Genomic DNA, 11,909 nt, shown 5'->3' on the forward strand with positions numbered 1-11,909 from the left:
GCTCAAAGCCACGTCCCGCCCTGCCGCTCGTTCGGCTCGTCGGCAAGCGCATCGAAATCGTGAATCCAGTCCAGGTGATGCAGCACGCTGTCGCGCTCGCGGAGCCGCGCATCGCGCGCCTGCGCAGCCGGCCCGTCGGGCAAATGCAGCACGTCGGCCGCGGAGATCGACGCGTACTGCACCTTGCGCGTGCGGCCGCGCCGCAGCCGCTCGTACGCCTCCTGCGCTTCGCGCCAGTTGCCGGGCCCGGCCTTCGCCAGTTGCGCGGCCAGCACCATCGCATCCTCGATCGACTGATTCGCGCCCTGCCCGTGATGCGGCACCAGCGCGTGCGCGGCGTCGCCGATCAGCGTCACGCGCCCGCGGCTCCAGCGGCCGAGCGGCGGCCGGTGGAACAGCCCCCAGCGCTGGCTGATCGGCACCGCCGTGATCATCTGCACCACCGCCGGATGCCAGTTCTTGAACAGTCGCAACTGCTCGCCTTCTTCAGCCGGCATGACCCAGTCGCGCGACGGCCAGGGCGACGGATGGCGCTCGACCAGCAGGAAGTTCTGGTCGCCGTTGTCGCCGATCGGATAGTGCAGCAGATGGCCGTGCGGGCCGACCCAGAACTGAATGGTCTCGGGATCGGGCAGCAGGTCCGTCCGTTCGGCCGGCACCACGCCGCGAAAGCCCGAGCACCCCGAATACAGCACGTCGTCGTAGCCGAGCATCCAGCGCCGCGTGATCGAACGCGCGCCGTCCGCGCCGATCACGAGATCGGCGTCGACGCGCTCGCCGTTCTCGAAGGTCAGCGTGACGCGATCCGGATGCTGCGCGAGATCGACCAACCGGTGGCCGAGATGAATCTGCCCGGCACCGACCGCCTTCGACAGGATCGCCTGCAGGTCCGCGCGATGCACGCCCCAGTACGAGCCGCCGAACTGCCGGCGATAATCGGGCTCGCCGCGATGATGGCCGATCACCGCGCCGCTGCGCCCGTCGCGATAGACGAGACCCGGAATCTCCGCGCACACCGCGTCGAAAGCCGGACGTAATCCCATCCGTTCGTAGAAGCGCGTCGCGTTGGCCGACAGCGCGACGGCCGCCCCCACCTCGCGCAGCACGTCGGTCTGCTCGTACAGTTGCGCGTCGATGCCCTGCTCGCGCAATGCGAGCGCCAGCGTCAGGCCGCCGATGCCGGCACCGACGATCGCGATCCTCAGATTCGTCTGCATGATGAACGTGCTCCGATATTCAGATAGTGAGTGGTCGAGGCCGCGGCGCGCGTGGCCTGCCCGGCGCGCCCGCCGAAGGCAGGCGCCGTACCGGTATTGTCAGCAGCGCACCCTCATCCCACAATAAAATGGAGGGAATCTGCTTCATCACTGAACGGAATGATCACCGAACCATGGAACTGAGCGAAATCGACCTCAACCTGCTGTTGCTGTTCCAGCGGCTGATGCAGGAGCGGCGCGTGTCGACCGTCGCCGGGCAGATGAACATGAGCCAGCCGGGCGTCAGCAACGCGCTCGCGAAGCTGCGCCGCCGGCTCGGCGATCCGCTGTTCGTGCGCGGGCCGGGCGGCGTGGTCCCGACGCCGTTCGCGTTGCGCCTGGCCGAACCGGTTGCGCAGGCGCTGTCGACGCTGCATGCCGCGCTCAATCCCGAGACCGGTTTCGATCCGCTGCGCGCGTCGCGCACGATGACGATCGGGATGACCGACATCGGCGAAGTCGTGTTCCTGCCCGCGTTGCTCGAACATCTTTCGCGCGCGGCGCCGGGCATCGCGCTCAACACCGTGCGCAACACGAGCGTCAACCTCGGCGACGAGATGGCCGACGGCCGCGTCGATCTCGCGATCGGGCTGCTGCCGCAACTGCAGGGCGGGTTCTATCAGCGCCGGCTGTTCGATCAGCGGTACGTGTGCCTGTTCCGGCGCGGCCATCCGCTCGAAGACGCGCCGCTGACGATCGACGCGTGGCGGGACGCCGAGCATCTGGTCGTGGTGTCGGCCGGCACCGGTCACGGTCAGGTGGACGAATGGCTGAAGCGGCGCCGCGTGAAGCGCCGCGTGCGGCTGACGGTGCCGCATTTCATGAGCGTCGGCTATATCCTGCAGCGCACCGACCTGATCGCGACCGTGCCGGAACACCTCGCGCTTCAGCTCGCCGCACCGTTTGCGCTGGGCTGGCGGGCGTTGCCGGTCACCCTGCCGGGCGCGCCGATTCACATGCTGTGGCATGCGCGCGTGAACCAGGACGAAGGCAACCGGTGGCTGCGGGAGGTCGTGGTCAACCTGTTCGCGGAAGCCGGGACACGTGGACGGAAGGCCGCGCCTGCGCGCAGGAAATAGCGGCGCGCGCCGCGAAGCCCGTGGCGCGCGTTACGATGTCGCGTCAACCGGCGCTCGGCGACGATCTCGCGCCCCCGCCGCCGCTTTCCTCACCCCAACCCGCAGGGAATCAAGCCATGTCTGCCTCGAAGAAAGTCGCCGCCGTGACGGGCGCCGGCTCCGGCATCGGTCGTGCCGCGGCCATCGCACTCGCGAACGCCGGATTTGCCGTCGCGCTGATCGGACGCAAGGAAGCATCGCTGCGTGAAACGAAAGACGCGATCGTCGCCGCCCACGGCGACGCACACGCGTTTCCGGCCGACGTCGCCGACGAAGCCTCGGTCGAACACGCGTTCGCGCGGATCGCGCGGCAGTTTGGCCGGCTGGACGTCCTCTTCAACAACGCCGGCCGCAATGCGCCGGCGGTTCCGCTCGACGAATACGCGTTCGACGTGTGGAACGACGTCGTCGCGACGAACCTGACGGGCGTCTTTCTGTGCGCGCGGGCAGCGTGGCGCCTGATGAAAGCGCAAACGCCGCAGGGCGGCCGGATCATCAACAACGGCTCGATCTCCGCCCATACGCCGCGCCCGAACACGATCGCATACACGGCCACCAAGCATGCGGTGGCCGGCATCACCAAGTCGCTCGCGCTCGACGGCCGTGCGTACAACATCGCGTGCAGCCAGATCGACATCGGCAACGCGGCGACGTCGCTCACCGACCGGATGACGGAAGGCGTTCTGCAAGCCGACGGACGCACGGCGCCCGAAGCGCGGATGGACGTCGCGCATGTCGCGAACGCCGTCGTTCAGATGGCGAATCTTCCGCTGGATACCAACATCCTGAACATGACGATCATGGCGACCACGATGCCGTTCGTGGGGCGCGGATAGGTCGAGTCGCCGCGCCTTTTGCAGCGCGCGGGCCGGCGATATCGGTCACGCGGCCCGGCACGCCGACGAAATCGTCCTTGACAAGTTGCGAGTCGCAACTAATATGACTTGCGACGCGCAACTTTCCATTGGATCGGTCATGGACCTCATCGATATTCCGGCAAAGCCTCGCGAGGCGACGATCCTCGAGCTGCGCGACTTTTCCCGCAAGCTGGTTCGCGAACTGGGTTTCATGCGCGCGACATTGGCCGATAGCGATCTGGCGCCATCTGCCGTTCATGCCGTTCTCGAAATAGGCATGGCGCCCGGCATCAGTGCAAAGGATCTGGGCAGCATTCTGCGCCTGGACAAATCGAATACGAGCCGGCAGCTTTCCCGGCTCGAGACGGCCGGCTTCGTGACGCGCCGCATCTCGCCCGACGATGCGCGTGCGACCGAGTTGTACCTGACTGCCGACGGGCAAGCACTTCGCGACAGGATCGACCAGTTTGCGACACGCCAGGTGTCGAATGCGCTACGCCGGATGGTGCCGGCGGACCAGCAAACCCTCGTCCGCTCCCTCGCGCTTTACAGCGATGCGCTCGCGCAAGACAACGTTGCCGTGGCCCCCCCGCCGAAACCGGACGCCGCGCGGATTGTCGACGGCTACCAGCCCGGCTGTATCGGCGACATAGCAAGCCTTCACGCGCGGTTCTATGCGGAACACTGGGGGTTTGGCGCTTTCTTCGAGAAAAAGGTGGCGACCGAGCTCGCGGAATTTGCCGGCACACTGCCAGCCGAAGGCAAGGCTCTGTGGCTCCATGCAGAAAACGGCCGCGCGCTCGCCTCTGTCGCGATAGACGGGAATCCGGCCACGGGCATCGCACATTTGCGCTGGTTCATCGTCGACGACGGATTGCGCGGCGCCGGTATCGGGCGGCAACTGATGACGCGCGCCATGCATTTCGTCGACGAGCAGCAGTTCGGCGAGACCTACCTGTGGACCTTCAAGGGCCTGGATTCGGCACGTCACTTGTATGAATCGTTCGGCTTCACGCTGACCAGCGAATCGGAAGGCGCGCAATGGGGAACCCGCGTCGTCGAGCAGCGCTTCAGCCGGTGCCGGCCAAGCCAGTAAGCCGCCGCACGCTTCATCGATCGTGATAGATCGCGAGCCAGACCGACTGCTCTTCCGGATGCGTCCATGCGACGCGATGCCGGCAATGCGGCTCGATCAGCACGTAGTCGCCGGGGCGCATGTCTTGCAGCGTCGCGTCCGCCTCGAACTCGAGTACGGCCGCGCCTGACAGCAGCACGACCCATTCGGCACGCGGATCGTCGTACCAGAACCCGTCCGGACTCGTGTGCCCCATCGACACGATGCGCTCGACGTTCAGGCTCGGCCCCGCGACGAGTATGTCGATCCGTTCGTCGTCGCCGCGCACGGCGTCAGTGTTGAACAGATTGCCGGTTTGAAGTTGCATGATGCGCCCCTCGCGTAGCCCGTCGCTCGTCGTTCGTCGGCGGTTGACGTTCACTGTAGCGCGGCAGCCGTCGTTGCGGCGAACTTGTTTGCGGGTCCCGGCAAGACCGGCACTCAGGCGGCCGCCTCGTCGTCGATATCGCGCGCCGTCGGTTCATGGCGCACGATCAACAGGAACACGATCGGCGTGGCCGCGCTGACCGCGACGACCCAGAACATGTCCGTGCCGAGACGAGCCTGCAGGATCGGCAGCACGAACAGCGCGAGCGCCTGGCCGATTCCGCACAGCGAGCGCCCGAAGCCGACGCCGGTGCCGCGGATCGCCGCCGGATAGGACAGCGTGGGATAGATCATCATCTGCGCACCCGGCCCGAAGCCCTCGGCGAACAGCCAGGTGCCGAGCATCAGCAGCACGAGGCCGACCGCGAGTGCGCCGTGCGGATGCCCCGCCAGGGCGAGCGCGACGAGGGCGACGAACTGCAGCGCGAAACCCGCGATCGCGACATGACGCGACGGATAGCGACACGCCAGGCGCATGCCCAGCAAGCCGCCCGTCAACGCGAACAGCACGTTCAGCGCGAGCGACGCCGCGATCGTCTCGAACACGCCCGCGCCGAGAAACTGCGACAGGATCGACGGCAGGAAGAACGCGATCGCGGTGTATTCGAACGGAATGCACAGGTTCATCACGCTGGCGACGATCGTGCGGCCGAGATACGGCCGCTGGAACAGCACGCGAATCCGCACGGGCGGCGGGCTCGGCTCGCGCGGCGCGTCTTCCGCTTCGTGTGCGTGAATGCCATACGATTCGCGCAGAATGCGCGCGGCATTGGCCAGGTCGCCCTGGTTCGCGGCCCACAACGGCGATTCGTTCATGAAGCGATTCCGGACCAGGATGATGACGAGCGCGGGCACCGCGCCGAAGATCAGCGACGCGCGCCACAGCCAGCCCGCATGCCCGGCCGGCAGCAGGAAATACATGCCGAAGATCAGCAGGAAACAGACCGACGACGCCACGTACCACATCGGGCACCACGCGGCGAGCCGCGACGCCTTGTTGCCGCGGCCGCTGAACTTCGAGAACTCGGCGAGAAACGCCATCGCGACGGGCAGGTCGATGCCGACCCCGAGCCCCATCACGAAGCGCGCGCCGATCAGCACCCAGACGTTCGGCGCGAGCCCGGCCGCGATCGCCGCGATCACGAAGAACAGCATGTCGGCCATGAACACCTGATAGCGGCCGATCCTGTCGGTCAGCCATCCGCCGATCAGGCTGCCGAAGATCGTGCCGATCATGATCGCCGAGCCGACCAGCCCGGTCAGCTCGGGTGTCAGGCCGAATTCGCGCGCGACGTCGTCGATGCCGTACGACAGCGTCGTCAGGTCGTACGCATCGAGAAACACGCCGCCGAGCGCGAGCAGCACGATCATCCGTGCATGGCTGACGGAGCTGTCCGTCGTATTGATCAGGCGCGCCACGTCGCTCGCGGAGCGGATGGGCGCGGAAACCGGCGTGACAGCGTTCAGATCGATCGAACTCATCGCATTCCCTTGTTTGGCCGGAGATCCGGCGCGAGCCTTCTGGTTCTGGAAGCGACGATTCTGTTCTTGCGATGCGGTTATCCCAACCGATATAAATCGATAAATTATTCGGCGTGCGTCATAAAGTTTGCGGCCGAATTCGCCTGGCGGCAGCACGCATGTGGAAACGCGGATTCCCTCGTTACCGCGTCGGTAACGCATCTGTCATGCAGGTATCCGCCCACCTCGCCCACGGGTTGTGATACGTGCCCGCCGGCTGCCACGACGCTGCCATGCAGCGACGCGTCACACCGGTGGCTGAAAGGCAGAGACCTTGTTCCGGCCGGTCGCCTTCGCGTAGTAGAGCGCCTCGTCGGCGGCCTTGATCACGCTGCCGGCCTCCTCGTCGTGCTCGGGCGTCCAGCTCGCGAGGCCGATACTGGCGGTGACGTGCCCATGCTCGCTGCCGGCGTGCTCGAGCGCCAGCTCATCGATCGCCGCGCGAATTCGCTCGGCGATCTGGGCGGCGCCCGTCGCGGGCGTATCGGGGAGCAGCACGACGAATTCCTCCCCGCCGTAGCGGGCCGCGGTATCGACCGGCCGGCGGATGTTGTCGCCGATGCAGCGCGCAACCGCCGCCAGCGCGTCGTCTCCCGCCTGGTGGCCGTAGGTGTCGTTATAGGCCTTGAAGCGGTCGACATCGACGAACAACAACGAGAAAACCGATCGCGCTCGCCGTGCACGACGCCATTCGCGATCCAGCACTTCCCCGAAGCTGCGGCGATTGTTCAGCCCGGTGAGGCCGTCGGTGCGTGCGAGCAGCACGAGTTCCGACTCGGCGCGCATCCGGCGCCGGAGCTGCGTACCGAGCATGATGGACACCGCGATGAACGCGGCGCCGAACATCGCCACCAGCGCGCCGATCGTCACGGCCCGGTGCCGCCACGCCGCATAGATGTCCTGCTCCGCCTCGGCGACCATGATGACCAGCGGCAGCTTCGGCAAGTGCCTGAAATAGTAGAGACGGCGCACTCCGTCGAGCGACGAGGTCTCCGAGAACACGCCTTCCCGCGCGGTCTGAAACCGCTTGAAGGTCGCGGCCTGGCTGATGTCGCGACCGATGGTGTGGACGTCGTACGGCTGACGCATCACCATGATGCCGTCGTTGCCGATCAGCGAGATCGAGCCGTGCTGCCCGAGCGACAGGCCGGCAAACAGCTGATGGAAATACTCGAGGTTGACCGCAATGAGCACGACGCCGGCAAACGAGCCGTCCGGGTTCGAGATCCGCCGCGTGAGCCCGATGCTGAGCGAGCCCCCGCGCAGGCGCGACGGGTACGGGTCGCTGAGATAGAGCCCTGCATCCGGATTGTCGCGGTGGACGGTGAAGTACTTGCGATCGGCGAAATTGCCGCGGCGCGGCACGTCGTTGGCCGAATCCAGGACGACGTTGCCGGCGGCATCGAGTACCAGCATCGAGCCGAGAAATTGAGCTGTCATCGCGTTATCGAACAGCACGGCGCGCCGCAAGCTCGCGGGCGCATTCATCACGTCGGGACGTTTGAGGCCTTCAATGACCGCCTGCAGCGACAGGTCGTAGAGTTCGAAGTTGCGTTCGATGTCGCGCTCGGCGATCAGGCCGAGATTGCGCGAGGTTTCGCTCGCCCGCTCGCGCGCGTCGTTGCGGCTCTGGAACAACTGCAGCACGCACAGGCCCATTAGCGCGCAGGCGATCACGATGCCGATCACGACGATGGTGTGGGGAGCCGCCGACCTGGATTGCATGTGTCTCCTCGATGACCCAGCTTGTGCGCAGGCGCACGCCGCGATTACTTCATACTAAAAACGGATGGTGCCATAACTGGCGGCCGAGGTATCGGTCATGGCGCGACATGGGCGTCTCGATGCCGGGTCATGTCACACCCGATCCTCACGCATCCGGATCCGGAATCCGCGCCGACTGAATCACGACCAGCGTATCGCCCGCCTCGATCCGGCACGGCGGATCCTCGTAGAACGATTGAATCTTCCCGCAGCGATCGAGCCCGACGACGATCGCGCCCGGCACGACGTTCGTCATGCAGCCGATCTCGTGCGGCAACGCCTCGCGCTCCAGCAGCGTCGCCCGCCCGCGCGTCGACAGCATGTCGTTCACGAACGGCACGATGTAGCGGCTGTGCACCGCATCCGCGAGCAGCAGCGCGCCGATCTTCGTCGACGACACGATCACGTCCGCGCCCGCCTGCCGCAGCTGCCGCTGATACAGGTTCTCCTGGATCCGCACGACGATCTTCGTCTCGGGCGCGATGCTGCGCACCGACAGCGTCAGCAGGATCGCGGTCGGATCGTCGGTCACCGAGATGATCACGGCCTTCGCCGCGCGCACCTGCGCCTGCTGCAACAGATCCTCGTGCGCGGGATCGCCGAGCAGCCCGGTCACGCCGAGCGACGCCGCGGCTTCGAGCGCCTGCTGCTGCGCATCGATCACGATGATCGTCGACGGATCGACGCCGCTCTCGAGCAGTTCGCGCACGGCGATCGACCCCGACAGGCCGTAGCCGCAAACGACGATGTGATCGGACAGCTGCTTCTGCAGGCGTTTCATGCGGAATTCCTCGATGACGCGCTGGATCACGAACTGATACGCCGTGCCCAGGAAGATGAACCAGATGCCGATGCGGATCGGCACGATGAAGAACGCATCGATCAGGCGCGCCCGCGCCGTGACCGGCACGATGTCGCCATAGCCGACCGTCGCGACCGTGACCATCGTGAAGTACACGAGATCGGCGACGTTCATCGGCGTGCTCTTGGTCGAATCGCGCAGGCCGTCGCGATCGAGATACAGCACGAGAAACGCGAGCACGCACAGCACCACGACCGCGCCGAGACGGAACAGCAGCGTGCGCCGCGGCGACGTCGCGGGGCGCGTGAACAGCGTGCGCGCACGCGGCGCCTGCCACGGGTTGCGGGCGCGACGCAGGCGTGAGCGCAACGAGCGGCGCGTGTCGGAAGGCGTTGCCAACGGGGGAAATCTCCTGAAGGATGCGGGCTCGATTCTACGACGGGAACACGCGGGCCCGTCCGCTACCGGCCCTCCGCAACCGGCCGTCCGCTACAGCATGCTGCGCGGCCGGACCATCGTTCCGTCGGCGAAACGCCGTGCACGGAACGCCGACAGGTCGAGCGACGGCTCGCCCGTGTCGACCCATTCGGCCAGCAGCCGCCCGACGATCGGCCCCATCGCGAAGCCGTGCCCGCAGAAGCCGGTCGCGATCGCGAGCCCGGCCGGGGTGCCGGGCGCGTCGATCACCGGAATCCCGTCCGGCAGCACGTCGATCAGGCCGGCCCACGCCTCGACGACCTGCGCGTCCTTCAGCGCGGGGAAGATCGCCTTCAGCTTCGCGAGCGCGCGCGGCGCATGCGCACGATTGGGTTGCGGCTGCGGATCGCGCGGCTCGATCGGCCCGGTTGCGCCACCGATGCGCGCGCAGGCATCCCGCCACGCCGCCGCATTCAGATGCAGCCGGAATTTCTCGCGCTGCGACCAGAATTCCGGCCAGAACAGGCTCAAGCCGCGCAGATGGCCAAGCGTCAGGTCGACGTCGACCTGCATGTCGTCGGCGAGATTGATCGCGCCGTTCCTGCGTTGCCGAATGCCGAGGCCGTGCCCCCAGATCGTCGACGCGGACACGTCGGGCAGCACGTTGGTGCGCATGCAGGTGCCGCGCACGGCCTGCTGCGGCAGCCGGATGCCGACACCGTCGAGCAGCCGGAAGCTGGTCGCGCCGGCCGCGCAGATCACGCGCCGCGTGCGGATCGTGCCGCGCTCGGTCACGACGCCGACGACCGCGCCGCCGGCCGTCTCGATCGCCGTCACGCCGCAGCCTTCGAAGAAACGCGCGCCGGCTTCGGTCGCGCGCGCCGCGAACGCGGCGGCCACGCGGCGCGGTTCGGCCTGCCCGTCGGTCGCCGTGTACAACCCGCCGAGCGTGCGCGCTTGCGCCGACAGGCCGGTCACGCGCGCGTCGATCTCCGTACGCGTCAGCGTGCGCGTGTCGAGCCCGTGTTCGTGCGCGACGGCAAGCCACGCCTGGAACGACGCCCAGTCGTCTTCGTTGTCCGCCATGTAGAGGCAACCGCCCTGCCGCCATTCGAGGTCGAAGCCGAGCGCCTGCTCGAGCCCCTCCCAGATCCGCATGCCGGCCATCATCAGCGGCACTTCGGCGGATTCGCGGCCCTGCTGCCGCACGAAGCCCCATGCGCGCGTCGATTGCTGGCCGGCGATGCGCGACTTGTCGAGCACGACGGCCTTCAGGCCGCGCAGGCCGAGGTAGTACGCGGCCGCGCAGCCCATGATGCCGGCGCCGGCGATCACGATGTCGGCTTCGGCCGGAAACGCCGTGTCGGCGTGCGTCAATGCGTCATGCAGCGGATAGGTGGTCGTCATTGTTCTCTGTTGGCGTCGATCCATCCGGCGCATCCATCGACGTTTGCGATGGCGGCACCGGATCATGCTGTCAGGTTCCGGATGTAGCTGGCGAACGTGCGGGAAGGTCGATGAACGGTTCGGCCGGCCGGCAGCGGCCCCACCGCCGGTCATCGCGGCCCGTCGGCCGTCCCCATTTTTCGCCTTGACGGCGCTATGTTATCGCGCGGTGGACTCGCGGTGGACTGTATAACCACACAGTGCCGCTGCAGTAGAAACGATCTTCGCGCTCGATCAACTCAAGCGGCGGCTGTCCGTCGGGCGGGAAGATGGCGAGCCGTTCACGTATATGCCGGCGCAAGTCGATTGAATTTGGCGGTAATGGATGAATGGTGGCGATGGAGCGCGCCGCACGTCGATCGTCACGTCGCGCATGCCGACATCGCTCGCTTTCCTGGACCCGATTTATTCTCTTTGACGGATTCCGTATCCGCAGCGAACATTCGCGCCGCTCTCTCTGTTAGTACTTCTTAAAACAGAGAAATACGTTGCTCGCCATGTAATCGACGACCTTGCGTCGCTTCGCCGATTGATACCTGATCGAAGGGGAAGAAATGATGCGGTTGTCCCGGGATGTGAGCATCACAAGAACGGCTGCCGCCGCGGCCGCGCTGCAGCGGTTGCTGTCGCGACACGCCGGCCGCCACGTGTCGACGATCGCCGACGACGCATCCAGGCGTGCGGTCACCGCTTATCGGCTTGCGGACGAATACTGAAGGTGCGATAGCCGCGAGACGTGGCCGAGCGATCCCGGCGCGACCGGCATCAGTGTGAATAGCGCATGCGTGCGCCTGTCGCGCGGTCGTACGGCCGAAGCCGCGCAAGCTGTTCGAGCGACATCGCGACGACTTCGAGCACATGCCGGGCAATTTCGTCGTCCGCCATACCGGCGTTGACATACTGTTCGATGCTCATCGTACGCGGCGGATGGCTGCCCGCTTCGTCGTCGACGATGTCAATCCTGACGGTACGACGCTCCAGCGACAACATGACCTGGACAGTCTTACCGTGAACGGCGGTCTGCATGGACAAGGTGGTCATTCGCAGTCTCCAGTTACGTTGCCGTCAATCGATCGCCGAACGATACCTCACTATGTGGGAAATTAATCTACAAACTTCCCCGGGTATTGACAATGATCAGGAGTGAATCCGGGGCGGCCGCGCGTTCACGCCGCGGGCCATCGATCGGCACGGCGATACCGACGTCGCAACGAGGCAAAGGCGTGA

The 11,909-nt window shown here is 66.4% G+C and carries 11 protein-coding genes; 3 read left to right on the forward strand and 8 right to left on the reverse strand.

Annotated features, from left to right (window positions below; genetic code table 11):
- Positions 1-2: 2 nt before the first annotated feature.
- The gene (locus DIE21_RS11490; RefSeq protein ID WP_124497812.1) at positions 3-1,217 is read right to left on the reverse strand and encodes an NAD(P)/FAD-dependent oxidoreductase; all 1,215 of its coding nucleotides are present in this window, start codon (positions 1,215-1,217) and stop codon (positions 3-5) included.
- 173 nt (positions 1,218-1,390) lie between these two features.
- Between DIE21_RS11490 and DIE21_RS11495 the strand changes: the two genes are divergently transcribed.
- The 3 genes from DIE21_RS11495 (at position 1,391) to DIE21_RS11505 (ending at position 4,327) form a co-directional block, all read left to right on the forward strand.
- Positions 1,391-2,335 carry a LysR family transcriptional regulator gene (locus DIE21_RS11495; protein ID WP_124497813.1) on the forward strand — a complete coding sequence of 315 codons (945 nt, stop codon included), beginning with the start codon at positions 1,391-1,393 and terminating at the stop codon, positions 2,333-2,335.
- A gap of 116 nt (positions 2,336-2,451) precedes the next feature.
- On the forward strand, positions 2,452-3,210 hold the full coding sequence (locus DIE21_RS11500) for an SDR family oxidoreductase (RefSeq protein ID WP_124497814.1): 759 nt from the start codon (positions 2,452-2,454) through the stop codon (positions 3,208-3,210).
- Between the two features lie 139 nt (positions 3,211-3,349).
- Positions 3,350-4,327 carry a helix-turn-helix domain-containing GNAT family N-acetyltransferase gene (locus DIE21_RS11505; protein WP_124497815.1) on the forward strand — a complete coding sequence of 326 codons (978 nt, stop codon included), beginning with the start codon at positions 3,350-3,352 and terminating at the stop codon, positions 4,325-4,327.
- Between the two features lie 13 nt (positions 4,328-4,340).
- Here DIE21_RS11505 and DIE21_RS11510 read toward each other — a convergent pair whose 3' ends face one another.
- The 7 genes from DIE21_RS11510 to DIE21_RS11535 form a co-directional block, all read right to left on the reverse strand.
- Positions 4,341-4,673: a cupin domain-containing protein gene (locus tag DIE21_RS11510; protein ID WP_124497816.1), complete on the reverse strand. Its 333-nt coding sequence runs from the start codon at positions 4,671-4,673 to the stop codon at positions 4,341-4,343.
- A gap of 113 nt (positions 4,674-4,786) precedes the next feature.
- Entirely contained in the window at positions 4,787-6,214 is a 1,428-nt protein-coding gene (locus DIE21_RS11515; RefSeq protein ID WP_124497817.1) for an MFS transporter, read from the reverse strand.
- 285 nt (positions 6,215-6,499) lie between these two features.
- Positions 6,500-7,978 (reverse strand): sensor domain-containing diguanylate cyclase, encoded by a 1,479-nt coding sequence (locus DIE21_RS11520; RefSeq protein ID WP_124497818.1) that lies wholly within the window; start codon positions 7,976-7,978, stop codon positions 6,500-6,502.
- Positions 7,979-8,123: 145 nt separating this feature from the next.
- Positions 8,124-9,218, reverse strand: a complete 1,095-nt coding sequence (locus DIE21_RS11525; RefSeq protein WP_124497819.1) for a TrkA family potassium uptake protein — start codon at positions 9,216-9,218, stop codon at positions 8,124-8,126.
- Between the two features lie 90 nt (positions 9,219-9,308).
- Entirely contained in the window at positions 9,309-10,643 is a 1,335-nt protein-coding gene (locus DIE21_RS11530; RefSeq protein WP_124497820.1) for an FAD-binding oxidoreductase, read from the reverse strand.
- A 499-nt stretch (positions 10,644-11,142) separates the two neighbouring features.
- Positions 11,143-11,370 carry a hypothetical protein gene (locus DIE21_RS37185; RefSeq protein WP_185642756.1) on the reverse strand — a complete coding sequence of 76 codons (228 nt, stop codon included), beginning with the start codon at positions 11,368-11,370 and terminating at the stop codon, positions 11,143-11,145.
- A gap of 77 nt (positions 11,371-11,447) precedes the next feature.
- Positions 11,448-11,723 (reverse strand): hypothetical protein, encoded by a 276-nt coding sequence (locus DIE21_RS11535; RefSeq protein WP_124497821.1) that lies wholly within the window; start codon positions 11,721-11,723, stop codon positions 11,448-11,450.
- Between the last annotated feature and the right edge of the window lie 186 nt (positions 11,724-11,909).

Origin of the sequence: Burkholderia sp. Bp9140, from assembly GCF_003853425.1 — a bacterium.
Lineage (GTDB): Bacteria > Pseudomonadota > Gammaproteobacteria > Burkholderiales > Burkholderiaceae > Burkholderia.